Source organism: Citrobacter sp. Igbk 16, assembly GCF_028069755.1.
Lineage (GTDB): Bacteria > Pseudomonadota > Gammaproteobacteria > Enterobacterales > Enterobacteriaceae > Citrobacter.
In genome coordinates, this window is sequence record NZ_JANEWJ010000032.1 from 28,194 (window position 1) to 51,436 (window position 23,243).

26 protein-coding genes and 2 pseudogenes are annotated in these 23,243 nt (G+C 50.1%); 19 read left to right on the top strand and 9 right to left on the bottom strand.

The features are described from left to right. Positions 1-102: 102 nt before the first annotated feature. The gene (gene pspF / locus NNO03_RS18370) at positions 103-1,092 is read right to left on the bottom strand and encodes a phage shock protein operon transcriptional activator (RefSeq protein ID WP_271450184.1); all 990 of its coding nucleotides are present in this window, start codon (positions 1,090-1,092) and stop codon (positions 103-105) included. A gap of 155 nt (positions 1,093-1,247) precedes the next feature. On the opposite strand from pspF, the gene pspA reads away from it, so the two are divergent. The 8 genes from pspA to tyrR all read left to right on the top strand — a co-directional run bounded on the left by pspA (position 1,248) and on the right by tyrR (position 7,467). Then, positions 1,248-1,916 carry a phage shock protein PspA gene (gene pspA / locus NNO03_RS18375; RefSeq protein ID WP_271450185.1) on the top strand — a complete coding sequence of 223 codons (669 nt, stop codon included), beginning with the start codon at positions 1,248-1,250 and terminating at the stop codon, positions 1,914-1,916. A gap of 54 nt (positions 1,917-1,970) precedes the next feature. Beyond that, entirely contained in the window at positions 1,971-2,195 is a 225-nt protein-coding gene (gene pspB / locus NNO03_RS18380) for an envelope stress response membrane protein PspB (protein ID WP_048211519.1), read from the top strand. After that, positions 2,195-2,554 (top strand): envelope stress response membrane protein PspC, encoded by a 360-nt coding sequence (gene pspC / locus NNO03_RS18385; protein WP_137381742.1) that lies wholly within the window; start codon positions 2,195-2,197, stop codon positions 2,552-2,554. Before pspB ends, pspC begins: the two co-directional genes overlap by 1 nt. An 8-nt stretch (positions 2,555-2,562) precedes the next feature. Then, on the top strand, positions 2,563-2,784 hold the full coding sequence (gene pspD / locus NNO03_RS18390; protein ID WP_040230893.1) for a phage shock protein PspD: 222 nt from the start codon (positions 2,563-2,565) through the stop codon (positions 2,782-2,784). Between the two features lie 76 nt (positions 2,785-2,860). Then, positions 2,861-3,178 carry a thiosulfate sulfurtransferase PspE gene (gene pspE, locus NNO03_RS18395; RefSeq protein WP_271450186.1) on the top strand — a complete coding sequence of 106 codons (318 nt, stop codon included), beginning with the start codon at positions 2,861-2,863 and terminating at the stop codon, positions 3,176-3,178. A gap of 142 nt (positions 3,179-3,320) precedes the next feature. Beyond that, a complete protein-coding gene (locus NNO03_RS18400; RefSeq protein WP_048212579.1) occupies positions 3,321-4,718 on the top strand; it encodes a YcjX family protein in 1,398 nt (465 codons plus the stop codon). After that, complete coding sequence (locus NNO03_RS18405) at positions 4,715-5,776, top strand: YcjF family protein (protein WP_271450187.1); 1,062 nt, start codon at positions 4,715-4,717, stop codon at positions 5,774-5,776. Before NNO03_RS18400 ends, NNO03_RS18405 begins: the two co-directional genes overlap by 4 nt. 146 nt (positions 5,777-5,922) lie before the next feature. Further along, a complete protein-coding gene (tyrR, locus tag NNO03_RS18410) occupies positions 5,923-7,467 on the top strand; it encodes a transcriptional regulator TyrR (protein WP_199973940.1) in 1,545 nt (514 codons plus the stop codon). Between the two features lie 52 nt (positions 7,468-7,519). Here tyrR and tpx read toward each other — a convergent pair whose 3' ends face one another. After that, positions 7,520-8,026: a thiol peroxidase gene (gene tpx / locus NNO03_RS18415; RefSeq protein ID WP_040230898.1), complete on the bottom strand. Its 507-nt coding sequence runs from the start codon at positions 8,024-8,026 to the stop codon at positions 7,520-7,522. 115 nt (positions 8,027-8,141) lie between these two features. Between tpx and ycjG the strand changes: the two genes are divergently transcribed. Further along, the gene (ycjG, locus tag NNO03_RS18420; RefSeq protein WP_271450188.1) at positions 8,142-9,128 is read left to right on the top strand and encodes an L-Ala-D/L-Glu epimerase; all 987 of its coding nucleotides are present in this window, start codon (positions 8,142-8,144) and stop codon (positions 9,126-9,128) included. Here ycjG and mpaA read toward each other — a convergent pair. Beyond that, positions 9,103-9,810 carry a murein tripeptide amidase MpaA gene (gene mpaA / locus NNO03_RS18425; protein ID WP_271441962.1) on the bottom strand — a complete coding sequence of 236 codons (708 nt, stop codon included), beginning with the start codon at positions 9,808-9,810 and terminating at the stop codon, positions 9,103-9,105. The genes ycjG and mpaA overlap by 26 nt on opposite strands. Positions 9,811-9,994: 184 nt before the next feature. On the opposite strand from mpaA, the gene mppA reads away from it, so the two are divergent. Continuing rightward, on the top strand, positions 9,995-11,608 hold the full coding sequence (mppA, locus tag NNO03_RS18430; RefSeq protein ID WP_271450189.1) for a murein tripeptide ABC transporter substrate-binding protein MppA: 1,614 nt from the start codon (positions 9,995-9,997) through the stop codon (positions 11,606-11,608). A 632-nt stretch (positions 11,609-12,240) separates the two neighbouring features. Here mppA and NNO03_RS18435 read toward each other — a convergent pair. Continuing rightward, positions 12,241-12,339: pseudogene (locus tag NNO03_RS18435) on the bottom strand (SOS response-associated peptidase); the annotation flags it as partial. Positions 12,340-12,616: 277 nt separating this feature from the next. Between NNO03_RS18435 and NNO03_RS18440 the strand changes: the two are divergent. After that, positions 12,617-13,198 (top strand): YrbL family protein, encoded by a 582-nt coding sequence (locus NNO03_RS18440; RefSeq protein WP_271441964.1) that lies wholly within the window; start codon positions 12,617-12,619, stop codon positions 13,196-13,198. A gap of 131 nt (positions 13,199-13,329) precedes the next feature. On the opposite strand, the gene NNO03_RS18445 is transcribed toward NNO03_RS18440, so the two are convergent. Next, on the bottom strand, positions 13,330-13,893 hold the full coding sequence (locus tag NNO03_RS18445) for a MarR family winged helix-turn-helix transcriptional regulator (RefSeq protein ID WP_271450190.1): 564 nt from the start codon (positions 13,891-13,893) through the stop codon (positions 13,330-13,332). A gap of 115 nt (positions 13,894-14,008) precedes the next feature. Here NNO03_RS18445 and NNO03_RS18450 point away from each other — a divergent pair, with 115 nt between their 5' ends. Beyond that, the gene (locus tag NNO03_RS18450; RefSeq protein WP_271441966.1) at positions 14,009-14,239 is read left to right on the top strand and encodes a glutaredoxin domain-containing protein; all 231 of its coding nucleotides are present in this window, start codon (positions 14,009-14,011) and stop codon (positions 14,237-14,239) included. Between the two features lie 68 nt (positions 14,240-14,307). Then, on the top strand, positions 14,308-14,577 hold the full coding sequence (locus NNO03_RS18455; RefSeq protein WP_271450191.1) for a Rho-binding antiterminator: 270 nt from the start codon (positions 14,308-14,310) through the stop codon (positions 14,575-14,577). 28 nt (positions 14,578-14,605) lie between these two features. Here NNO03_RS18455 and NNO03_RS18460 read toward each other — a convergent pair whose 3' ends face one another. Next, entirely contained in the window at positions 14,606-15,376 is a 771-nt protein-coding gene (locus NNO03_RS18460) for a DeoR/GlpR family DNA-binding transcription regulator (protein WP_271441968.1), read from the bottom strand. Between the two features lie 119 nt (positions 15,377-15,495). Here NNO03_RS18460 and NNO03_RS18465 point away from each other — a divergent pair, with 119 nt between their 5' ends. After that, a complete protein-coding gene (locus tag NNO03_RS18465) occupies positions 15,496-15,879 on the top strand; it encodes a VOC family protein (protein ID WP_271450192.1) in 384 nt (127 codons plus the stop codon). An 8-nt stretch (positions 15,880-15,887) separates the two neighbouring features. On the opposite strand, the gene NNO03_RS18470 is transcribed toward NNO03_RS18465, so the two are convergent. Beyond that, positions 15,888-16,799 (bottom strand): LysR family transcriptional regulator, encoded by a 912-nt coding sequence (locus NNO03_RS18470; RefSeq protein WP_271450193.1) that lies wholly within the window; start codon positions 16,797-16,799, stop codon positions 15,888-15,890. 175 nt (positions 16,800-16,974) lie between these two features. Here NNO03_RS18470 and NNO03_RS18475 point away from each other — a divergent pair, with 175 nt between their 5' ends. The 4 genes and pseudogenes from NNO03_RS18475 (at position 16,975) to NNO03_RS18490 (ending at position 20,124) form a co-directional block, all read left to right on the top strand. After that, positions 16,975-17,817: an SDR family oxidoreductase gene (locus NNO03_RS18475; RefSeq protein ID WP_271450194.1), complete on the top strand. Its 843-nt coding sequence runs from the start codon at positions 16,975-16,977 to the stop codon at positions 17,815-17,817. Between the two features lie 141 nt (positions 17,818-17,958). Beyond that, positions 17,959-18,582 (top strand): annotated as a pseudogene (locus NNO03_RS18480) (carboxymuconolactone decarboxylase family protein); the annotation flags it as partial. A gap of 39 nt (positions 18,583-18,621) precedes the next feature. Next, a complete protein-coding gene (locus NNO03_RS18485; protein WP_249357525.1) occupies positions 18,622-19,029 on the top strand; it encodes a cupin domain-containing protein in 408 nt (135 codons plus the stop codon). Between the two features lie 42 nt (positions 19,030-19,071). Next, entirely contained in the window at positions 19,072-20,124 is a 1,053-nt protein-coding gene (locus NNO03_RS18490) for an NAD(P)-dependent alcohol dehydrogenase (protein ID WP_137381758.1), read from the top strand. Between the two features lie 38 nt (positions 20,125-20,162). Here NNO03_RS18490 and NNO03_RS18495 read toward each other — a convergent pair whose 3' ends face one another. After that, on the bottom strand, positions 20,163-21,194 hold the full coding sequence (locus NNO03_RS18495) for a mechanosensitive ion channel family protein (protein WP_271441973.1): 1,032 nt from the start codon (positions 21,192-21,194) through the stop codon (positions 20,163-20,165). A gap of 245 nt (positions 21,195-21,439) precedes the next feature. Here NNO03_RS18495 and NNO03_RS18500 point away from each other — a divergent pair, with 245 nt between their 5' ends. Beyond that, complete coding sequence (locus NNO03_RS18500) at positions 21,440-21,700, top strand: DUF2534 family protein (RefSeq protein ID WP_048211538.1); 261 nt, start codon at positions 21,440-21,442, stop codon at positions 21,698-21,700. Between the two features lie 48 nt (positions 21,701-21,748). On the opposite strand, the gene uspE is transcribed toward NNO03_RS18500, so the two are convergent. Further along, positions 21,749-22,699 (bottom strand): universal stress protein UspE, encoded by a 951-nt coding sequence (gene uspE / locus NNO03_RS18505; protein ID WP_005126626.1) that lies wholly within the window; start codon positions 22,697-22,699, stop codon positions 21,749-21,751. Positions 22,700-23,243 lie beyond the last annotated feature (544 nt).

A 23,243-nucleotide genomic window follows, 5' to 3' on the forward strand; every position in this document is an offset into this window, starting at 1 on the left:
ATGCAAGAATGATGATAGGCGGGAATCGTTAAACGGTACTATTTTCATGTGCGTTGTGGAGGGCTTTGCACATGAAGGCGCTTAACGGTCGGTAATGCATCACTAAATCTGGTGTTTTTTAAGCAACGCGCGCAGCTGATGGTACGTCAGCCCAAGCAGTTCGGCGGCCTTTTTCTGGTTGAATTTTGCCTGTTGTAAGCTGGTTTGCAGAAACGTCTTTTCTTGCTGTTGCTGGAATGCACGGAGATCCAGCGGTAACGTTGCCACTGTAGAGTGGGTTTCCTGCTGCTGAACGTCTGTGGCGTGGCGCTTAAACGGATCTATCACTACCTCGTCCAGTGGATATTCGCTGGTACCATGTCGATATACCGAGCGTTCAACAACGTTTTTCAATTCACGGATATTGCCCGGCCAACGATAGTGGAGAAGTGTTTCTCTGGCTTGTGCGCTAAAACCGGGAAATAGTGGCAATCCAATCTCGCGGCACATTTGAATCGCAAAATGTTCGGCCATCAACATGATGTCGCTTTTACGCTCCCGTAAAGGTGGAAGTTGCACGACATCAAAGGCCAGTCTATCCAACAGGTCTGCGCGGAAAGTACCTTCGCTGACCATTCTCGGTAAGTCGGCATTGGTAGCACAGACAAGTCGTACGTTAACCTGCAGCGGCTGGCTTCCGCCTACGCGCTCGAGTTCTCCATACTCAATAACGCGCAGTAATTTCTCCTGTACCAGCATCGGTGCGGTTGCCAGTTCATCAAGAAAAAGTGTGCCACCGTCGGCGCGCTCGAAGCGACCCGGATGGCGTTTTTGCGCCCCGGTAAAAGCGCCAGCTTCGTGGCCGAAGAGTTCGGAATCGAGTAAATTTTCGTTGAGCGCCGCACAATTAAGAGAAATAAACGGTCCTTGCCAGCGCGTGGAAAGGTAGTGCAGACGGTTGGCGATTAACTCTTTTCCGGTGCCACGCTCACCGATAACCAGCACGGGTTTTTCCAGGGGAGCCAGATGGGAGACTTGTTCCAGCACTTCAATGAAGCTGTTTGCTTCTCCCAGAAGAGTATCTTTGTATCCTGCCATGATGAAATTCACCATTTGTTAGTGTTATTCACCAATTTACCCTAATTATCTCATCAGGTAAAATTAGATATTATCTTTAAAATCAATAAAATAAAAAGTTGGCACGACAAGTGCATTATGGAAGCAGCAGGGCATTGCCCGATATCAGAACAGTAAGTGAGGATTACATTATGGGTATTTTTTCTCGTTTTGCCGACATCGTGAACGCCAATATTAATGCGTTGCTGGAAAAGGCCGAAGATCCGCAGAAACTGGTGCGGTTGATGATTCAGGAAATGGAAGACACGCTGGTTGAGGTCCGATCTAACTCAGCGCGTGCTCTGGCAGAAAAGAAACAGCTGTCCCGCCGGATTGAACAGGCCAGTGCGCAGCAGGCGGAGTGGCAGGAAAAAGCGGAGCTGGCGCTGCGTAAAGAGAAAGAAGATCTGGCGCGTTCTGCATTAATTGAAAAGCAGAAACTGACCGATTTAATTGCCTCTCTGGAACATGAAGTGACGCTGGTTGACGATACGCTGGCGCGGATGAAAAAAGAGATTGGTGAGCTGGAAAATAAACTCAGTGAAACCCGGGCTCGCCAGCAGGCATTGATGTTGCGTCATCAGGCGGCGAGTTCTTCCCGCGATGTCCGTCGTCAGTTGGATAGCGGCAAACTGGATGAAGCAATGGCCCGCTTTGAATCTTTTGAGCGCCGCATTGATCAGATGGAAGCGGAAGCCGAAAGCAATAACTTCGGTAAGCAAAAATCTCTGGATCAGCAATTTGCTGACCTGAAAGCAGATGATGAAATCAGCGAGCAGCTGGCGCAGCTTAAAGCCAAAATGCAGCAAGACAAGCAATAATAACAACTGGCGGCGCCCGAACGCGCCGCCGCTCATCACCTGTAAGGAGTACTCATGAGCGCGCTATTTCTGGCCATTCCGTTAACTATCTTTGTGCTGTTCGTTTTGCCGATCTGGCTGTGGTTGCATTACAGCAACCGTTCCAGCCGTGGTGAACTCTCGCAAAGCGATCAGCAACGTCTGGTGGAACTCAACAATGATGCACAGCGTATGCGTGAACGTATTCAGGCGCTGGAAGATATCCTTGATGCCGAACATCCAAACTGGAGGGACCGCTAATGGGGGGCGTTAACCTGAACAAAAAGCTGTGGCGTATCCCACAGCAGGGCATGGTAAAAGGGGTCTGTGCCGGTATTGCGCACTATCTCGATGTCCCCGTGAAACTGGTAAGGATCCTGGTGGTACTGTCAGTCTTTTTTGGTCTGGCCTTTTTCACCGTAGTTGCCTACATCGTGCTGACGTTTGTGCTGGACCCAATGCCGGACAACGTCGCATCCGGCGAGCAACAGCCATCGAGCGGAGAATTGTTAGATTCCGTCGATCGTGAACTGGCCGCGAGCGAAAAGCGTTTGCGTGAAATGGAGCGTTATGTGACATCGGATACCTTCACATTACGCAGTCGTTTCCGTCAATTGTGAGGATTGAAATGAATAATCGCTGGCAACGTGCCGGGCAAAGGGTCAAGCCGGGCTTTAAAATAGCAGGCAAGCTGGTGCTTCTTACTGCGCTTCGCTACGGCCCTGCGGGCGTTGCGGGGTGGGCGGTGAAATCCGTAGCCCGCCGTCCGTTAAAAATGTTGCTGGTGTTGGTACTGGAGCCATTATTGAGCAAGGTTGCCAGGAAAATTTCCCAACGCTATGGCCAGTGATAGTACGCTCGCAATATTTCCTTAAGATCAAGTATATAGTGTTAGGTGACTTTCCATCATTTAACGGAACGATACTATGTTGAAAAAAAGCGTATTCGCGCTGGCGCTGGTCATCGGCATGCCGGTGTTTGCGGCCGAGCACTGGATTGATGTTCGTGTTCCTGAACAATATCAGCAGGAACACGTTCAGGGGGCCATCAACATCCCTTTAAAGGATTTGCAGGCTCGAATTGCGGCAGAAGTCCCTGATAAGACCGACACCGTGAAGTTGTATTGCAACTCAGGTCGTCAATCCGGGATGGCAAAAGATATGCTGACCGGGATGGGCTATACACAGGTCACCAACGAAGGCGGTATCAGCGGGATTAATCTTCCTAAAGTAGAGAATAAATAATCCGCATGCTTTCTTTTGGCTAAAGGCGACATGAATGATGTCGCCTGATTTCTTTCAGGGAGTTGATAACCCAGTATTAAACCTTATGTTTACTCCCTGTTTGTTATAATTTCTTCGGTTCCTTCAGCATAACGGGATGGCGATGAAGCGACTTAAAAATGAACTCAACTCGCTGGTTAATCGCGGCGTAGATCGGCATCTGCGCCTGGCTGTCACCGGACTTAGCCGCAGCGGTAAAACAGCGTTTATTACCGCAATGGTAAACCAGTTACTCAATATTCATGCCGGTGCTCGTCTGCCGTTGCTCAGCTGTGTGCGTGAAGAGCGTCTGCTTGGCGTAAAACGGGTTCCTCAGCGCGATTTTGGTATTCCGCGCTTTACCTATGACGAGGGACTGGCCCAGCTTTATGGTTCTCCGCCAACCTGGCCGACGCCGACGCGTGGCGTCAGTGAAATTCGCCTGGCGTTGCGCTACAAATCCAACGATTCTTTGCTGCGTCACTTTAAAGATACGTCCACGTTGTACCTGGAGATCGTCGATTATCCGGGGGAATGGCTGCTTGATTTACCAATGCTGGCCCAGGATTACCTTGGCTGGTCACGGCAAATGACCGGATTATTGCAGGGGCAGCGAGGTGAATGGTCGGCCAGATGGCGGCAGCTATGCGAGGGGCTTGATCCACTGGCGCCTGCTGACGAAAACCGTCTGGCGGAAATCGCCGCGGCGTGGACAGATTATCTGCATCAGTGCAAACAGCAGGGATTGCATTTTATTCAGCCCGGGCGCTTTGTGCTGCCGGGGGACATGGCTGGCGCACCTGCGCTGCAATTTTTCCCGTGGCCGGATGTTGATGCCTTTGGTGAGTCAAAACTGGCACAAGCAGATAAACACACCAATGCGGGCATGTTGCGCGACAGGTTTAATTACTACTGTGAAAAGGTCGTGAAAGGGTTCTACAAGAATCACTTTCTGCGCTTTGACCGCCAAATTGTGTTGGTTGATTGCCTGCAACCGCTTAACAGCGGACCACAGGCGTTTAACGATATGCGTCTGGCACTGACACAACTGATGCAAAGCTTTCATTATGGTCAGCGCACGTTGTTCCGGCGGTTGTTCTCGCCGGTAATCGATAAGTTGCTGTTCGCTGCCACCAAGGCCGACCACGTCACGGTCGATCAGCATGCCAATATGGTGTCGTTGTTGCAGCAATTGATTCAGGACGCCTGGCAAAATGCCGCGTTTGAAGGCATCAGTATGGACTGTCTGGGACTGGCATCGGTGCAGGCAACCACCAGCGGGCTGATTGATGTGAAGGGCGAGAAGATCCCCGCGCTGCGCGGCAATCGTCTGAGCGACGGCGAGCCGTTGACCGTCTATCCGGGAGAGGTCCCTGCGCGTTTACCGGGCCAGGCTTTTTGGGATCGCCAGGGTTTCCAGTTTGAAGCCTTTCGCCCGCAGGTCATGGATGTGGATAAACCCTTACCGCATATTCGCCTGGATGCCGCGCTGGAGTTTTTAATAGGAGATAAATTGCGATGAGCGAGCCGTTAAAACCGCGTATCGATTTCTCAGGTCCACTGGAAGTGGAACCAAACACGGCATTTAAAGCACAGCAAATGTTCACCGATACCGAAGCGCAGACTTTTTCTCCGGCGACAGTGGATGAACAGCTGGAAGACGAAGGTCAGGCTGAAGCCGTTATTGATGCCGCATTACGTCCTAAACGCAGCCTGTGGCGCAAAATGGTGATGGGCGGGCTGGCACTGTTTGGCATCAGTGTGGTTGCTCAGGGCGTGCAGTGGACGATGAACGCCTGGCAGACTCAGGACTGGGTTGCGCTGGGGGGCTGTGCTGCGGGTGCGCTGATTATTGGCGCAGGCGTGGGGTCGGTGGCAACCGAGTGGCGTCGGCTGTGGCGTTTACGTCAACGCGCACACGAGCGTGATGAAGCGCGTGATTTGTTACACAGTCACGGAACCGGAAAAGGCCGCGCATTTTGTGAAAAGTTGGCACAACAGGCAGGTATCGATCAGTCTCACCCTGCGCTACAACGCTGGTATGCCTCTATCCATGAAACGCAAAATGATCGGGAAGTTGTGAGCCTGTATGCCCATCTGGTGCAGCCAGTACTGGATGCGCAAGCACGACGTGAGATCAGTCGTTCTGCGGCGGAATCCACGCTGATGATTGCCGTCAGCCCGTTAGCGTTGGTGGATATGGCGTTTATTGCCTGGCGAAATCTGCGGTTGATTAACCGTATAGCGACGCTGTATGGCATCGAACTCGGCTATTACAGCCGCCTGCGCCTGTTTCGTCTGGTACTGTTAAATATTGCTTTTGCCGGGGCCAGCGAGCTGGTGCGGGAAGTGGGGATGGACTGGATGTCGCAGGATTTAGCGGCCCGGCTATCCACGCGTGCCGCGCAGGGTATTGGCGCGGGCCTGTTAACCGCGCGTCTGGGGATTAAAGCGATGGAGCTGTGCCGTCCATTACCGTGGATTGATGATGATAAACCGCGACTGGGGGATTTCCGCCGTCAGTTGATCGGTCAGGTGAAAGAGACCTTACAAAAGAACAAATCTCCGCGTGAAAGTTGAGTAAAAACGGGCGCCGATCGTATAACTTTACGCCCCGGCGCCCAATTTTCCAGCGTGCTGTCAATATTTGTTGACAGAGTCCTTCCTGCTAACCCAATACTGGCTTATCATCTAACACATGATCCCTTGTTTAGGTGAAGGTTCCCATGCGTCTGGAAGTCTTTTGTGAAGACCGTCTTGGTCTGACCCGCGAATTGCTCGATTTACTGGTGCTGAGAAGCATTGATTTACGCGGTATCGAGATTGACCCCATCGGGCGAATCTACCTTAATTTTGCGGAACTGGAGTTCACTAACTTCAGCAGCCTGATGGCTGAAATCCGCCGCATCGCAGGGGTAACGGACGTCCGCACCGTGCCCTGGATGCCTTCCGAACGCGAACATCTGGCGCTTAGCGCGTTGCTTGAAGCATTGCCTGAACCCGTTCTTTCTCTGGATATGAAAAGCAAAGTGGAGATGGCAAACCCGGCAAGTTGCCAGCTTTTTGCCCACCCCCAGGAGCGGATGCGCAACCACACGGCTGCACAGCTCATCAATGGGTTTAACTTCCAGCGCTGGCTGGAAAGTAATCCGCAGGATTCCCATAGTGAACATGTTGTGATTAACGGGCAAAACTTCCTGATGGAGATTACGCCAGTCCATTTGCAGGGTGAAAACCAGGAGCAGATGCTAACCGGTGCCGTGGTGATGTTACGTTCTACCCTCCGCATGGGCCGTCAATTGCAAAACATGACCACCCAGGATCTGAGCGCATTCAGCCAGATTATTGCCGTCAGCGCCAAAATGAAACACGTTGTTGAACAGGCGCGCAAGCTGGCGACGCTGAGTGCGCCGCTGCTGATCACCGGAAATACCGGTACGGGCAAAGATCTCTTTGCGCATGCCTGCCACCTGGCGAGCCCACGTGCGTCAAAACCCTATCTGGCGCTGAACTGCGCGTCTATTCCTGAAGATGCGGTAGAAAGCGAACTGTTTGGCCACGCCCCGGAAGGTAAAAAAGGGTTCTTTGAGCAGGCGAATGGCGGTTCAGTGCTGTTGGATGAGATTGGCGAAATGTCGCCGCGCATGCAAACGAAATTGCTGCGCTTCCTCAATGACGGGACGTTCCGTCGCGTGGGCGAAGATCATGAAGTTCATGTTGATGTTCGCGTAATCTGCGCGACGCAAAAGAACCTGGTGGAACTGGTGCAGAAAGGTCTTTTCCGTGAGGACCTCTATTATCGTCTGAATGTCCTGACGCTTAATCTGCCGCCGCTACGCGATTGCCCACAAGATATTATGCCGCTCACCGAGCTGTTTGTGGCGCGTTTTGCCGACGAGCAGGGCGTACCGCGTCCGAAGTTGTCTGCCGATCTCAGCACGGTGCTAACCCGCTACGGCTGGCCGGGTAATGTGCGTCAGCTTAAAAATGCTATCTATCGGGCGCTAACTCAGCTTGAAGGCTATGAACTGCGCCCGCAGGATATCTTATTGCCGGATTATGATGCAGCAACAGTTGCCGTCGGAGAAGAGGTGATGGAAGGGTCGCTGGATGAAATCACCAGCCGCTTTGAACGTTCTGTGTTAACGCAGCTTTATATGAATTATCCCAGCACGCGTAAACTGGCTAAACGCCTGGGGGTTTCACATACCGCGATTGCCAATAAGTTACGCGAGTATGGTCTGAGCCAGCAGAAAAAAAGCGAAGAGTAATGATGTAAATAAAAATGCCTCCATCCGGAGGCATTTTTGTATTCAGGGCAACTTAGGCTTTCAGCACGGCCAACGCTGCATCATAGTCAGGCTCGTTGGTAATTTCATTTACCAGTTGGCTGAACACGATGTTGTCATTTTCGTCAATAACGACAACGGCACGAGCAGCCAGACCTTTCAGCGGACCTTCGGCAATTTCAACACCGTAGTTTTTCAGGAATTCTGCGTTACGCAGGGTGGACAGCGTGATAACGTTGCTCAGACCTTCCGCGCCGCAAAAACGAGAGTGGGCGAATGGCAGGTCGGCCGAAATACACAGTACGACGGTATTGTCGATTTCTGTCGCCAGTTGGTTAAACTTACGTACCGATGCCGCGCAAACGCCAGTATCGATGCTTGGGAAAATATTCAGCACTTTGCGCTTGCCTGCAAACTGGCCCAGCGTAACGTCAGACAGGTCTTTAGCCACAAGGGTAAAAGCCTGAGCTTTGCTTCCAGCCTGAGGAATGGAGCCGGCAACTGCAACCGGGTTGCCCTGGAAATGAACGGTTTGTGACATGGTTATCTTCCTGTTTACATATAGTTAACGTCAAGGCTAGTTTATGCCATCAGCAGTTAACACGGCAAACGCTATTTGCGGATATCCGCTTCAGGGACTGCATTAAGGAAAACAAATGAGATCAGTTAAGGTGTTTGAGGAAGCCTGGCCGTTACACACTCCCTTTGTGATTGCCCGCGGGAGCAGGACCGAAGCGCATGTGGTGGTGGTTGAACTGGAAGAGAATGGTGTAAAAGGGATTGGAGAATGTACGCCTTATCCTCGCTATGGCGAAAGCGATGCGTCGGTACTGGCTCAAATCATGAGTGTTGTGCCGCAACTGGAGCACGGTTTGACGCGTGAAGCGCTGCAGGCATTGCTGCCCGCGGGGGCGGCGCGTAATGCCGTTGACTGTGCACTTTGGGATCTCAATGCACGTCAGCAACAACAGTCTCTGGTCGACTACGTTGGTACTGAACTGGATGCAACAGTAACGACCGCGCAAACCGTCGTGATCGGCACGCCGGAGCAGATGGCGGCGAGCGCGACCGCGCTCTGGGATAACGGTGCCAGATTGCTGAAAGTCAAACTGGATGCACACTTAATCAGCGAAAGGATGGTTGCGATCCGGGCGGCTGTGCCTGAGGCGACAATCATTGTCGATGCTAATGAGTCCTGGCGTGCTGAAGGGCTGGCTGCACGCTGCCAGTTAATGGCGGATTTAGGCGTTGCGATGCTGGAGCAGCCTCTGCCGGCTAATGATGATGCCGCGCTGGAGAATTTCGTGCATCCGCTGCCTGTCTGTGCTGATGAAAGCTGCCATACCCGCAGCAGTCTGAAAGCGCTGCATGGCCGCTATGAAATGGTGAATATTAAACTGGATAAGACAGGCGGACTGACGGAGGCGCTGGCGCTGGCGGCCGAAGCTCGCGAGCAGGGATTTGCGTTGATGCTTGGCTGTATGTTGTGTACATCCAGGGCGATCGGCGCTGCATTGCCGCTTACACCACAGGTCAGCTTTGCCGATCTGGATGGACCAACCTGGCTGGCCCGAGACGCCGAGCCTGCCTTGCATTTTACAACCGGACAGCTTCATCTCAAGGATGCCAGCGCAAAAGATTAGACATTGCCAGCAGGTATTTTTCGCTCGCTTCATCCGATGAAATGGGCGGAAATTCTGCAGTAATGCAATGTAGGTTTAGATCGGCGCACCAGCTACCAAAAGAACCTGGCGTTTCATAACCGACGCTGGTTACCAGCGGCAATTCGAACGACCGCGCCAGCCACGCGCCTAATTCGCTGTGTCTGGGATCTTCAATACAGGCCAGCGGATCGTGGAAAGAAACTACCCATGCAGGATGAATGTGGTGAATAAGTTGGCATAGTGCCTGGGTCTCAGGCTCTGATCCCGGATGATCGCCGGTTAATAACACCACATCACGCTCTTCTGCGCTGCTGTTCCAACGATATACCGTTTCACCGGATTTCCAGTTTGCCGCCGGAAAGTTACGGTTAAGATCTACGCCGTTTGCATTTGCACGCAGACCCAATTGGCAACCGTCAGGGTTAACGGCCAGCACGACATGATGACGACGCAGGGAAGGGTTCAGCGTACGTAAGGCACAGGACAGGGTGACGACTGATGAGTTTTCATCACCGTGAGTACCAGCCAGTATCAAACCGCTTTCACGATCGGCTGCCGGTGCCGGGAACCAGATTAGCGGTGCGCCCAATAGTGAACGTCCGTAATGTTCAGTTCCTGGCGGAAATGCGCCACGCTCGGCACGGGGACGGGTAACGGTCATAATCATCTCTGAATGCATGTATTGTTACTCGCAGTGTTGTGCAAAATTTATGGATAATCAAATCGTTTTCACACACTTATCTTTTCAGGTGTAATATCACTTTCCTGTCGGAAGTTAATTGCATTTCCTGCTGGCGATACAAATAATTACTCATTCACTTAGTGGCCAGATTTGAGGGTATTTTATGAGGCATTCTGTTTCAGTAACCTGTTGTGCGCTGTTGGTTAGCAGCATTTCTTTATCCTATGCTGCGGATGTTCCCAGCGGGACGGTACTGGCAGAAAAGCAAGAATTGGTGCGTCATATAAAAGATGAGCCAGCGTCACTCGATCCGGCAAAAGCCGTTGGGCTTCCAGAAATTCAGGTTATTCGCGATTTATTTGAAGGGTTGGTCAACCAGAATGACAAGGGTGAGATTATTCCCGGTGTTGCCACACAGTGGAAGAGTAATGATAACCGCATCTGGACGTTTACGTTGCGCGATAATGCACAATGGGCCGATGGTACGCCGGTAACAGCACAGGACTTTGTCTACAGTTGGCAGCGTCTGGTGGACCCGAAAACACTATCGCCGTTTGCCTGGTTTGCCGCGCTTGCTGGGATCAACAATGCCCAGGCGATCATCGATGGCAAAGCCACGCCCGATAAGTTGGGTGTCAGCGCGGTGGATGCGCATACCTTCAAAGTGCAGTTGGACAAACCACTACCCTGGTTTGCCAACCTGACAGCGAGCTTTGCGTTTTATCCCGTGCAAAAAGCCAATGTCGAAAGCGGTAAAGAGTGGACGAAACCAGGCAACCTTATCGGTAACGGTGCCTATGTGCTGAAAGACCGTGTGGTTAATGAGAAACTGGAAGTTGTGCCGAACACACATTATTGGGACAACGCCAAAACAGTGCTGCAAAAAGTGACTTTCCTGCCGATTAACCAGGAGTCTGCTGCGACCAAACGCTATCTTGCTGGCGATATTGATATCACTGAGTCCTTCCCGAAAAACATGTATCAGAAGCTATTGAAGGATATTCCTGGGCAGGTTTATACGCCACCGCAGCTTGGTACGTATTACTATGCGTTTAACACGCAAAAAGGGCCGACTGCCGATTCACGCGTGCGTCTGGCGCTTAGTATGACTATCGATCGCCGTCTTATGGCGGAGAAAGTATTAGGGACTGGAGAAAAACCCGCATGGCATTTTACGCCGGATGTGACGGCAGGATTTATCCCGGAACCTTCTCCGTTTGAACAAATGAGTCAGGAAGAGCTTAACGCTCAGGCGAAAACGCTACTGCGTGCAGCCGGTTATGGTCCGCAGAAACCACTGAAATTGACGCTGTTGTATAACACGTCTGAAAATCATCAGAAGATTGCTATTGCTGTGGCTTCCATGTGGAAGAAAAATCTTGGTGTGGATGTGAAATTACAGAACCAGGAATGGAAAACGTACATTGATAGCCGTAATACCGGTAATTTTGATGTGATCCGCGCATCCTGGGTGGGAGATTACAACGAGCCATCCACATTCCTGTCGTTATTAACCTCGACCCATACGGGCAATATTTCCCGCTTTAACAATCCGGCATACGATAAAGTGTTGACTCAGGCGACGCTGGAAAATACAGAGAAAGCACGCAACGCCGATTATAACGCAGCAGAAAAAATTCTGATGGAACAGGCACCTATTGCGCCGATTTATCAGTACACCAACGGGCGTTTAATTAAACCGTGGCTGAAAGGGTATCCGATTACCAACCCGGAAGATGTGGCATACAGTCGCACTATGTATATTGTTAAACACTAGTTGCGTTCGTTCTCCTGTTAACCTTCGTTAACCTCGTTAAACCCAGAACTGGCGCTGACTTCAGCGCCAGCATCTCCAGATAACCAGTATTAACCTCATTAGAAATAATAATAAGAACATATCTAATGGATTATTCATACTGCAGACTTTGATTTACACTGTCATTTAAATTTGATGAGATGGCATCTTTCAATAAAAGACACTGTTAGTGCTTATCGAAACTGAGTTCAATAATTAGAATAGTGGTACAAAACATGGAGCATAGCTGAAAACATCGGGGCACCTCGCTTGTTCATAGTGGATGCATATAATATTGTCGAAACCCGACAAAGAATGCCCGGGTATATTAGCATTCATAATCTGATGTTATATTTGAAGGGAAAAGAGGTCGTGCAGGAACTCCAATTTTAACTGCCGGGTGTCGTTTTCGGAGATCGCGCAGGTAGCGATTATCTACGGTGTTAATGTTTCAACGATGTATAAAAATTACCTACAGGGTGAGCATAAACACCATAGTGAGTCATCTATATTTCTTGAGCAGTGTTTCATCTGGTTATCTGACGCAATTTAGTTTGGCTTCCTAATTTTTACACTCTTGCCTGTACATGTTGCGTCCTGTCATAGTAATTTGCGGCTGGCACGCAACCATTGTCTGCAATGTCCCTGGCTTCTTTCCCTCCAACATCCGGCCTCATCTATTCGCGAGTGGCCTCTGGTGACAGCACCATAGGTCACGGTGAGTGGGGCTTAGTTGAATACCTGCCGCTGTTTACCTTCGTTAACAACATCAAAAAACAAAGCTGGCGTGGATTACTCCAACAGTATCTCCTGGCCTGCTGCACATCCACCGTTGCTTTGCTTCAGTACGTCACTACGAAAGTTGTTTATTGGGTGAATACGCTATTTGTTTAACAACCATTGAAATAGATAGATACACAATATTTTTTGGCTGAGACAACTCTTCGTTGAGGCAACTCCATTTCACGTAGGGTAAAAATAAAAAACATTATGAAGCAATTACTTATATTGAAGGATGAAGACTTACTGGCACGAGGTAACGATCGCTACGTCTTCCAGCATCCACAGGATAGTAAACTGCTGGTTAAAATCGTGATTCCAGGCATTGCGAAATATAAAAGCAAGCTACGTGAGGTCTTCCGGGACATCAAAGAATGCAAGTTGAGTCACCACACCGACGCATTTTATATGCAAAAAATTGAAGGGCTGGTTGAAACAAACAAAGGAATAGGGCAACTCACGGTGAAGGAGTGTGATGAGCATGGCCATATCGCTCAAACTCTTTATCAGCTTGCCCTGAACAAAGAACTTGATGCCAGCAAATTGCAGAAGTTGAATGTTTTTTTAGCGTGGTTTGTCAGTACCGGTGTCATTATTAACTCCCTGCATTGTAAAAACATCGTCTACGCCTGGGATGCCGCGCGCCAGGAGTATTGTTTCAAAGTCATTGATGGTTTTGGTGACAAAACGTTTTTTCAGCTCAGTAAGTTTTCAGCGGCAATACGCGATAAAAATAAAGTCAAATGTCTCAAGCGGATGCTACGGGATCTGAACCACCTGCAACATACGTAATCCGCAGAAAATGTTGACGATATGGCGTGGGAGCGCGGCTACCGTGATATCGACGCGTCAAATGCCTGGAGCGAGTGGTTATCCTGGAAAGCGGCAATCCGACCACCTTGAAGATATTACAACAGCGAAGATCATACGTCCGGGGGCTGATGCTCCCGACAAATTAACGTCGAATCATCCTCACTCAACGGTTCTTTCGTTAAATTACAAAAACCTCGACCGTTTACTTTTTGGTGAAACCGGCAGCTCTGGCACAGACCAAATCCCGGCACATTACTGGTGCGCTGAATGCCTCTCAGCAGTTCGAAAAGTAGCTCCTTGAGTAAACCCGCGCGTTCACCCATCGCAGATTCACCCGTTACCAAAAATGAGGGGGGAAGCAGGGCATCCAGCAGATTTTTGGCCGACTCGGTGAGCAGCAGATGAACGCTACGCTTATCCCTGACATCCTGCGTGCGTACCACCAGTCCTTTTGATTCCAACAATTTTAGCGATTGTGACACCGTTCCTTTGGTGAGGCCGAGGTAGTCCGTCACGGCGAGAGGCGTATTGGAGTAGCGGTTACAGCGTGCGAGATACATCAACGCACTGAGTTGTACTGGCTGTAGATCCGCGAGTAAAGGATGTTGGCGAAACCACATCCGCGTCAGACCAGACAGCCGGTCCAGTACGTCAAAAAGCGACATGTCATGCATAACAAAATCCTCCTCGACATATAGTATCGACTAAAAACTATATTGACAAAGTATAAAACTGGCGTAGCATAAATTATAGTATCGAATCGATACTATAATTTAAAGGAGAGGTATCATGACCAAAGCCCGTTTTTATCATGCTGGTTGCCCGGTTTGCGTTTCCGCAGAAGAAACACTGCTGCAGCATCTGTCCCCCGATGTGGAAATCGACGTTATTCATTTGGGAGAACAACCTGATCGAGTTGCAGAGGCGGAGCGAATCGGAGTGAAGTCTGTTCCTGCACTGGTGATCGACGGCAATGTGCTGCATATCAACTTTGGCGCACCGATTGAAGCGTTGAAATAGCGTCGCATGTTCGGGAAGTTGCGAGAGCAATTTCCCGAACCTGCGTGGACATGGGGAAGGGGGCATTTATGTGTGCTACAGAAAAGTACCATCCTGTCGATTGCGATCTGCATGACTATCTGGAGATTGCCTGTCTTTATCACTATTTGCTGCGCATTGAACTGACCACTGGGGAACACTTTGATGGCAGGGCCGTGACGACGTGTACTACAGCAGACAAAGAGGAATTCTTGCTTGTGGAGTGCCATGAACACCATCATAGAATTCGCCTGGATTATCTGTCAGCCATTACCCCATTGACGGCTGGTGCCACTTTTAGCACCGTGGTATTCCGTTGAATCTGTACGTAAAAAGACTGCGCCACTGTTATACGGTGTAAATGCGGATGTCATGCGCCTGAAAAGCGGTGCCGTACTGTTTGCTGATGTTTTCCTCCACGACAATGACATCAATGTTACCGCTGGCGGTGACAACATAACGTGCGACGGCAGGGATCTTATCTGCCGTCAGTGCGACGATAGTTTCGTTACACTGCTTAATTACCGCTTTTTTAAACTCACAATCGGCGTAATCAAACCCGGTTAATCCGGACTCCGGTGCCATCGCACAACCACCAATAAAACCTTGATCAAATAAAATATCCTGTACCTGGGCAATGGCTGTCGGACCTACGCACCCTCCGGACGATCGCTGCACTGGCCCACCTAACATGATGACCTCGAATAGCGGTTTTTTCAGCAGTACGGCGGCAATATCAGGTGAATTTGTCACGACGGTTAATGCCAACTCAGCGGGAAGGGCTTCAGCCATTGCCAGATTGGTCGTTCCTGTGTCGATAAAAATACAGCTACCGGACTTCACTAGCCGGGCGCATCTTTGCGCGATGCTGCTCTTTTTCGCTGTATTAATATTCTTGCGTACTGCGATGTCAGCTGACTCTGGTAGTGAAATGACAGCCCCGCCGTAGACTTTCTTGCAAACACCTTCTTTGCACAACTCATGTAAATCACGGCGAATCGTATGTTCTGACACTCCCAAACGGGTGGCCAGTTCAGTACAGATCACTCTGCCGTTTTCCTGCAGGATCTGATAGATAAGTGCCTGGCGTTGATCCGGGAATGCAGCGTAATCGAGCATGATAACTCCATAAAAATAAACATCGAGCAATAACGTGCATGATCGTGCATTATATTGCAGGATGTCAATATCCCTTAGCGGGGGCATACCGTTCAGAATAAAACGATAAGAGGATCGCGATGAAAATTGCACATATGGCTTTATGGACCCGGGATCTTGAGCGACAAGCCCGGTTCTGGGTGTCGTTTTTTGATGGTGTGATAAACGAAAAATACTGCAGCAAAACCAATCCTGGGTTTGAATCTTATTTCGTCAGGATTGGTGAGGACATTGCGATTGAGCTAATGACAAAACCGGGACTGACCCACCCGGTACCTGACAATAACACTTCAGGGTGGGTGCATCTTGCTCTCTCTGTGGGTGGCGCGGGGCATGTTGATGCACTGGCGATACGCGCAAAAGAACAGGGCATCCTGGTCTCCGGACCACGAACCACCGGTGACGGATATTACGAGGCCGTCATTCAGGACCCCGACGGTAATTTAATCGAGATTGTAGCGTAATACGTAAATCAGGCCGGATGACAAAATTGCCCGCGCAGGATCTGTGTTAGAAGTTCAAATACCAGCCTTACTCTGGCCGGTAGCAGCGGGAGATGTGGCCGAAAAATATAGAGTTGCCAGGGCTGATAGTTAAGTTCTGGCAGCAGGTTTACCAGTTCACCGTTTTGCAAATAAGGCCGAACAGAGATATCTGCCAGTTGCCCAACCGCTCTTCCCGCCAGGGCGGCGGCCAGTTCGCTCTCAATATCGGAAGCGATAAACACCGGGTTTGCCGGAAAGAAACTGTTGCCATCGGCAAACTGCCATGGCCAGACGCGCCCTGAATTACTGTTGGTCAGGGCACTGAGCGGGTAGTTATGTTGCAAATCCTGGCGGTTTTTTGGCTTGCCCATTTTTTCAACTAAGTGGGGAGACGCAACGATATTGACACCTACCGGGCAGATTGTTTTAACGATATAACGGTTATCCGGGACGGTGCCAATACGAATACCCATGTCGATCTGCTCGTCAATAATATTCAGATGTCTGCCGGTATTGTGCCACTCGATGCTGATTTCTGGATAACCAGCAAGGCCGTGCAGCAACTGGCGAATAATCTCACGGTTTTCGAATAGCGGGGGTAGTGTAATGCGTACTTTGCCTGCTATTTCCTGCGGGTTGTGACGTTTACCTTCTGAGAATAGCGCTTCGCTTTCAGCCAGCAGACGCTCTGCTTTTGGCCAGAACAGCTGACCGAAAGGCGTCAGCTTCATCTGCCGTGTATTGCGCAGAAACAACATTTCGCCAAGGCTTTGTTCCAGTTCAGCAATACCTCGAGTGATTTGTTGGGGGGCCAGACCGAGTGTTGCGGCAGCCTCTCTGAACTTCAGCGTTTCGGCTGCCGTACAAAATATCTTTAATGCGTCGAGTTTATCCAGCATACCGGGTGCACTTTTACGGGAAGATTATTCCTTCATTATATCAATATCTGGAATTCTGAAAGCATAAACGATTCATATACGAGTGATAATTATGACGTAATAATCATGCTCATTGAGATTCGGGTGGCGTAATACCCCGGATGCGTAACACTTAAAACAATGAACAGGAGGGAGTATGGTGCAACGTACATGGCTAATCACCGGTGTCAGCAGTGGGTTCGGTCGCGAAATGGCGCAGCAACTTCTTGAACGCGGTGAACGCGTGGTGGGGACCGTACGCGATCGCGCTAAAGTTAGCGATCTCCTGAGTCGCTGGCCCGTGACATTTGATGCACCGCAAGTAGATGTGACGGATAGCGCTGCACTGCGTCACACAGTAGATAGTGCCTGGCAGCGCTATGGGCGAGTTGATGTGGTCATCAGTAATGCGGGGTACGGCTTGTTTGGTGCTGCGGAAGAGTTGAGTGACGAGCAAGTCCGCCAGATGCTGGAGACAAATTTGTTGGGGTCCATTCAGTTAATCCGCTGCGCGTTGCCACATATGCGAAAACAAGGTGGTGGACGTATCATCCAGATCTCCTCTTATGGCGGACAGGTCGCATTTGCCGGAAACTCCCTGTATCACGCGACTAAATGGGGTATTGAAGGATTTGTCGAGTCGGTTGCCCAGGAAGTTGCTGCGTTTGATATCGGAATGACGATTGTTGAACCCGGCGGTGCACGGACTGAATTCCGTTATGGTAGTGCCCAGATTGCCACACTGATGCCGGAATATGACGCGACACCCGCGCACAGTTTTCTGAAAATGCTTGATCCTGTGAATGGGCTTGCGCCTGGCGATCCGGTGCGTATGGCTTCGCAAATCATTGCCAGTGCCGACCTCGTTCCTGCGCCATTGCGTATGGTACTCGGTTCGCAGGCGCTGCAAAGTACGCTCTCGGTGCTGCGTCAACGTGTCGCTGACTTTGAGACCCAGCATGCACTTGCGGCATCAACGGATTTCCCTGCTGGCGAGTAGCACCTGTCCAGCGCCATTCATGACTTGTCTTCATAAGTTTGTCCTTATTTAACCCTCTAATCGTCGATACGCTGAGCCTCTATAATTTTGTCGTTTTCAGCATTCGGCGGCAGAGACTGTCGCCTGCCCGGAGAATCGAACATGTCAAATCATTTGAATGCCAGACAGCTGGCAGTCGTCCCCATTGCAGCATTCACTGCCACAGGACAGCCAGATAAGCTGGAGGCAGCGCTTAATGCAGGGTTAGATGCAGGGCTAACCCTGAATGAAGTGAAAGAGATTTTACAGCAGCTTTACGCATACTGTGGTTTTCCCCGCAGTCTGAATGGCCTGTCGTGCCTGATGTCGGTAGTGAAAGACCGCAAAGAAAAAGGGATTGTGGACCCAGAAGGGAAATCCGCTTCGCCGCAACCTGCTGACTGGAACAGCCTGCTGGCGGGAAGCCAAACGCAAACCCAACTGGTTGGACAGCCGGTTAGCGGCCCGCTGTTTGATTTTGCCCCTGCCATTGATACCTGGCTTAAAGCACATCTGTTTGGCGATATTTTTCAGCGCGATGTGCTGGACTGGCCGACCCGGGAACTGGCAACCGTCTCTGCGTTAGCCGTACTGGGCGGCGTGAACGGCCAACTGAAAAGTCACTTTGCGATCAGCCTGAATGTTGGGCTTCGCCCTGAGCAACTTATCGCGTTTACTGCGCTTCTTAAGCAGCACTGTGGTGCTGAGATTGCGGAAAATGCCCGTGCAGTTCTTGATGAATGTATGTCAGGAATACCGTCAGCTACTACCCCTACGGGAGTCATGATGAACGAACAATTTGATGGTAACAGCGTCTTTCCCCGGGGAGAGAAAAATGAAGCCTATGCGAAGTACTTCACCGGGACCAGCTATCTGACCATGCTTTCAATGGAAGGTGTGGTGATTGGTAACGTGGCATTTGAACCTGGCTGCCGTAATTTTTGGCATATTCACCATCAGGGCGGTCAAATTCTGCTGGTGACTGGCGGCAGAGGCTGGTACCAGGCCTGGAATCAACCCGCGCGAGAACTGAAAACGGGTGATGTGGTTCACATTCCGGCGGGAATGAAACACTGGCACGGTGCTGCGCGTGATAGCTGGTTTGCCCATATTGCGGTGGAAATCCCGGCAGCAGGCGCATCGAATGAATGGCTGGAGCCGGTCGCTGACGCCGAGTACAACCTGTTGCCCTGAGCTATGCTGTTTGAGGTGCACTTTATCCCTGAGGAGATCTAAATGGTCATGAATGTGAAGGGTTATGCCGCGTTGGCGGTAAAAGAAGATCTGGTCCCGCACAGTTTTGTTCGTCGGGATCCGCGTGAAGATGATGTCGTCATTGAAATATTATTCAGTGGGGTGTGTCACTCCGACATCCACAGTGCCTACAATGACTGGGGCGGCGCTACGTATCCGATGGTTCCCGGCCACGAAATAATAGGCCGTGTAGTGCATGTTGGGAAATCGGTAACAAAATTCGCGGTCGGCGATCTGGCCGGCGTGGGGTGTATGGTTGATTCATGCCAGCACTGTAGCGCCTGCGAACAGGGTCTTGAGCAATATTGCGAAGAGGGGAACACCCTTACGTATAACGATACAGACCGTCATGACGGCCTGCCTACTTTCGGCGGCTATTCTGACAAGATTGTCGTGACCGAGAAGTTCGTCGTGAAGGTGCCGGAAGGAATCGACTTACGTGGTGCTGCACCGTTGTTGTGCGCCGGTATCACCACATGGTCGCCGTTGCGTCACTGGCAGGTTGGGCAGGGGAGTAAAGTCGCTGTTGTTGGGTTGGGTGGCCTGGGACACATGGCGATCAAGCTTGCTAAAGCATTGGGGGCTGATGTTACGTTGTTCACGCGGTCGCCAGGCAAAGAAGCTGATGCCAGACGCCTGGGAGCCAGTCATGTTGTGCTTTCAACAGACAGCGAACAGATGAAAGCCGCGGCGAATCAGTTTGACCTGATTATTGATACCGTTCCATACGTGCATGATCTGAACCCGTATATTCCAACGCTGGCGCTTAGCGGAACGTTGGTGCTGGTGGGATATCTGGGGCCGTTGGATCCGTTCCTGAATACGGTTCCGCTGATCCTCGGTAGAAGAGCCGTTGCGGGTTCGGTGATTGGGGGGATTGCGGAAACTCAGGAGATGATGGATTTCTGCGGTCAGCATGGCATTACGGCCGATGTTGAGGTTATCAATATTCAGGATATTAATACCGCGTGGCAACGGATGTTGAAAAGCGACGTGAAATACCGCTTTGTCATTGATATCGCGTCACTGAAATAAAGGCAAAAAAGACGCGGATATCCGCGTCTTGGTTTTGGTTAGTGGGCAGAAGGTTGTGCCTCGGCGTTATCCATATACAACGTCTGACTGGGGAACGCAAAGTCAGCTCCGTTTTCCTGAACTATTGTAATAATTTTCAAGTACACATCTTGTTGTACAGCAAGCCATTCCTGCCACACGGTGGTTTTCGTGAAGCAATACACCATGATATTCAGCGATGAATCGGCAAACTCATTAAAATAGACCAGCAGGGTTTGCTTTTGATCTATTCCGGGATGACTTTGCAGCATTTTTCTGACCGACTCGACAACTGCGCCAATTTTATCTGCATCTTCATAACGTAACCCGATCACCGTTTTGATTCGTCGATTACTCATCCGCCCCGGGTTTTCTACACTGATGGAAGAGAAAATTGAGTTCGGCACATATAACGGACGGTGGTCGAAGGTGTTTATTTTGGTCATTCTCCAGCCAATTTCAGTCACCGTACCTTCGATATTTCGGTCCGGAGAACGGATCCAGTCACCGATGCTAAACGGTCTGTCGAAGTAGAGCATAATGCCAGAGAAAAAATTACTCAGGATATCTTTGCCTGCCATACCGACAGCGATACCGCCGATGCCGCCGAACGTTAACAGCCCTGACAAGCTCATGCCGAAATGCTCGCCATACAGCAAAATGATGGCGACGACGATCGTAATCTTAATGATGCGCGACATGATCCTCGCACTGGTGATATCTCTGCCCTTGTTAATCTGCGTTTTTTCAAACTGGTTGATGACCAGAAAGAGTTTTATCGTCAGGATCAACGCAATCAACGAGGTACAGATAAAGTCGACCACGCTTGGAGAGATAAATTTCAGCTTATAACTATCGATGACGTTATTCGCAATAGTGCCAAATGTACCAATGATAATGGCATAAACAAAAAACTGTGCCGCATGGAATATGAATCCTTTGCAGTGTTTTTCACTACGATGAAACCAGACGCTCATCAGGACTAACGCTGCACAGCTGCTGAGAATTACCGTTAAATTAAACGCATTATTTATAAACAGTTCAGCGATCATGATTCTCCCAGGTCACTCCGTGTTAGCTAAATATCATCTGACATCCTTCATCAGCGGATATTTTACCCAGTTCAGGCTGTCAGATCATTAATCAAAAGGAGAGAGAAATAATACAATCAGCGTTATTTTCAGGCGAATAGTGCGCATGTCAAGTCTGAGTGTGGTGTATGTAGCAGACAGTGAGTTTATGTCATGGTATTGTTGCTGCAAAGTAACACGGTTTTCATCTGCAAAAGGACAGTACTATGATCATGGCTAAGCTGAAGACAGCGAAGGGACGGAAGTTTCTGTTATGTCTGCTTGGGGTATTTATCATTGCGGCATCGGTTGTGACGCGCGCGACGATTGGTGGTGTCATTGAACAGTATGACATTCCGCTTTCCGACTGGACAGCCTCGATGTATGCCATTCAATCCGCAATGATTTGCGTCTACAGTATGGTTTTTACTATTTTGCTGGCTATTCCGCTTGGTATCTATTTCCTCGGAGGCGAGGAGAAGCACTAGGTACATGTCATGCCGGATGACATCGCCATCCGGCATTGTGCTGCAGGATTAATCGTCTTCTTCGTCGTCCAGTTCAACCGGGGTCTGGTACTGATCCGGTTTGATAACCAGCAGGTCGCAACGCAGATGGTCGATAACCTGTTCTGCGGTATTCCCCAAAAACGCGGCTGATATACCGGTGCGCCCAACGGTGCCGAGAACCACGATACCCGCCTGTAAATGCTCAGCTAAATCCGGGATGACTTCTTCAGGCAATCCTTTTTCAACGTGTGTAACTTTTTCATCAATACTGAATTTTTGGCGTAACGCCTTCATGGCCAGCAGATGTTGTCCACGGATGGCGTCGTTGTACACGCTGGGATCAAATTCAGGTAGCTCAATCGCAATGTTGATAGGCGTTACAGGATAGGCGCCCACCAGGTGTACTTCGGTATGGTTAACCTGTTCTGCAAGCTGCAACGTTTCTTTGACCAGTTTTTCGTTGAGTGCATTGTGATATGCCTCTTCACTGGCGAGGTTCACCGCCACCAGCGCTTTACCCCCTTCCGGCCACGGCTGGTCTTTGACCATCCACACCGGGCTTGGACATTTACGCAATAAATGCCAGTCGGTTGGTGTGAAAATCACGGCTTCAAGGCGGTCGTGTTGGTGTGCCATTTTGAGCACCAGATCATGCTTAGCGCTGATCACTTCCTGGATGATGGCTTCGAAGGGACGGTTGTGCCAGACCACTTTAATATCAAGCGGGATCCCTGCTTCGATATAGTATTTCGCTTGTTCACGTATCCATGCTGTTCGCTGGCTGATGACCCCCTGACGCATTGCCGTACGCTCGTCCGGCGACAGCAGGGTGGTCATTTCGTAGGAAAAGTCATAGATCGGCAAAAAGGCTTTAATTTTGCCACCAATCCGTTGATGCAAATAAACAGCTCGCCGTAATGCTGGTTGATCGTCCTGGTTTGGATCGATGACTACCAGCATGTTTTGATACATAGCCATACAGGGTCTCCTTACAACTGTCACCGCAGTTCGTATTTAAAAGAGTAACCCAATAATGTGGATTGAAACAGGGGAGAACCTTCTGTCAGATCAATAAATGGAGGGAATCTGTGGTTTCAGCCCACATCCAACTCAATGTAAATCGCTTTTTCTCAGGATATGACTCCCGCCGGGAGCAACATTGCTTTCAGCACATCATTTGTTTCTCCTGGTAGCCGTTATTTACACAGGTGAAGAGTAGGGTTATCCCTGATTTAGCAACAGGCTGTGAATAATGAAGACTGGAATGGTTAGATATTTATAAGGAACAAAAATGCAAAATCCTATTCCCCTTGAAGAAGGGCGCACCTTGTTTGGCCGGAACACTGAGATCTACCAGGAGGGCAGGCCTGATTATCCTGAACGGGTATATGATTTTGTAGTGGTCAAGTAATACTGGCCACGGTTTTACAGTAAAAATGGTACCTGTTCTCGGACTCTTCCGGTGTCAACCCACCGTTATAATGGTGAGGTCTGACACTGTTGTAGTAGTTCAATATGTAAT

Bases quoted from the DNA above. Each gene is read 5' to 3' on its own strand.
- mppA (WP_271450189.1), top strand. From the start codon at position 9,995: ATGAGGCATTCTGTTTCAGTAACCTGTTGTGCGCTGTTGGTTAGCAGC.
- pspF (WP_271450184.1), bottom strand. From the start codon at position 1,092: ATGGTGAATTTCATCATGGCAGGATACAAAGATACTCTTCTGGGAGAA.
- NNO03_RS18500 (WP_048211538.1), top strand. From the start codon at position 21,440: ATGATCATGGCTAAGCTGAAGACAGCGAAGGGACGGAAGTTTCTGTTA.
- NNO03_RS18455 (WP_271450191.1), top strand. From the start codon at position 14,308: ATGTGTGCTACAGAAAAGTACCATCCTGTCGATTGCGATCTGCATGAC.
- ycjG (WP_271450188.1), top strand. From the start codon at position 8,142: ATGAGATCAGTTAAGGTGTTTGAGGAAGCCTGGCCGTTACACACTCCC.
- uspE (WP_005126626.1), bottom strand. From the start codon at position 22,699: ATGGCTATGTATCAAAACATGCTGGTAGTCATCGATCCAAACCAGGAC.
- pspC (WP_137381742.1), top strand. From the start codon at position 2,195: ATGGGGGGCGTTAACCTGAACAAAAAGCTGTGGCGTATCCCACAGCAG.
- pspB (WP_048211519.1), top strand. From the start codon at position 1,971: ATGAGCGCGCTATTTCTGGCCATTCCGTTAACTATCTTTGTGCTGTTC.
- NNO03_RS18450 (WP_271441966.1), top strand. From the start codon at position 14,009: ATGACCAAAGCCCGTTTTTATCATGCTGGTTGCCCGGTTTGCGTTTCC.
- tpx (WP_040230898.1), bottom strand. From the start codon at position 8,026: ATGTCACAAACCGTTCATTTCCAGGGCAACCCGGTTGCAGTTGCCGGC.
- NNO03_RS18460 (WP_271441968.1), bottom strand. From the start codon at position 15,376: ATGCTCGATTACGCTGCATTCCCGGATCAACGCCAGGCACTTATCTAT.
- NNO03_RS18470 (WP_271450193.1), bottom strand. From the start codon at position 16,799: ATGCTGGATAAACTCGACGCATTAAAGATATTTTGTACGGCAGCCGAA.
- pspA (WP_271450185.1), top strand. From the start codon at position 1,248: ATGGGTATTTTTTCTCGTTTTGCCGACATCGTGAACGCCAATATTAAT.
- NNO03_RS18490 (WP_137381758.1), top strand. From the start codon at position 19,072: ATGGTCATGAATGTGAAGGGTTATGCCGCGTTGGCGGTAAAAGAAGAT.
- mpaA (WP_271441962.1), bottom strand. From the start codon at position 9,810: ATGACCGTTACCCGTCCCCGTGCCGAGCGTGGCGCATTTCCGCCAGGA.
- NNO03_RS18465 (WP_271450192.1), top strand. From the start codon at position 15,496: ATGAAAATTGCACATATGGCTTTATGGACCCGGGATCTTGAGCGACAA.
- NNO03_RS18475 (WP_271450194.1), top strand. From the start codon at position 16,975: ATGGTGCAACGTACATGGCTAATCACCGGTGTCAGCAGTGGGTTCGGT.
- NNO03_RS18445 (WP_271450190.1), bottom strand. From the start codon at position 13,893: ATGCATGACATGTCGCTTTTTGACGTACTGGACCGGCTGTCTGGTCTG.
- NNO03_RS18405 (WP_271450187.1), top strand. From the start codon at position 4,715: ATGAGCGAGCCGTTAAAACCGCGTATCGATTTCTCAGGTCCACTGGAA.
- pspE (WP_271450186.1), top strand. From the start codon at position 2,861: ATGTTGAAAAAAAGCGTATTCGCGCTGGCGCTGGTCATCGGCATGCCG.
- tyrR (WP_199973940.1), top strand. From the start codon at position 5,923: ATGCGTCTGGAAGTCTTTTGTGAAGACCGTCTTGGTCTGACCCGCGAA.
- NNO03_RS18495 (WP_271441973.1), bottom strand. From the start codon at position 21,194: ATGATCGCTGAACTGTTTATAAATAATGCGTTTAATTTAACGGTAATT.
- NNO03_RS18440 (WP_271441964.1), top strand. From the start codon at position 12,617: ATGAAGCAATTACTTATATTGAAGGATGAAGACTTACTGGCACGAGGT.
- pspD (WP_040230893.1), top strand. From the start codon at position 2,563: ATGAATAATCGCTGGCAACGTGCCGGGCAAAGGGTCAAGCCGGGCTTT.
- NNO03_RS18485 (WP_249357525.1), top strand. From the start codon at position 18,622: ATGAACGAACAATTTGATGGTAACAGCGTCTTTCCCCGGGGAGAGAAA.
- NNO03_RS18400 (WP_048212579.1), top strand. From the start codon at position 3,321: ATGAAGCGACTTAAAAATGAACTCAACTCGCTGGTTAATCGCGGCGTA.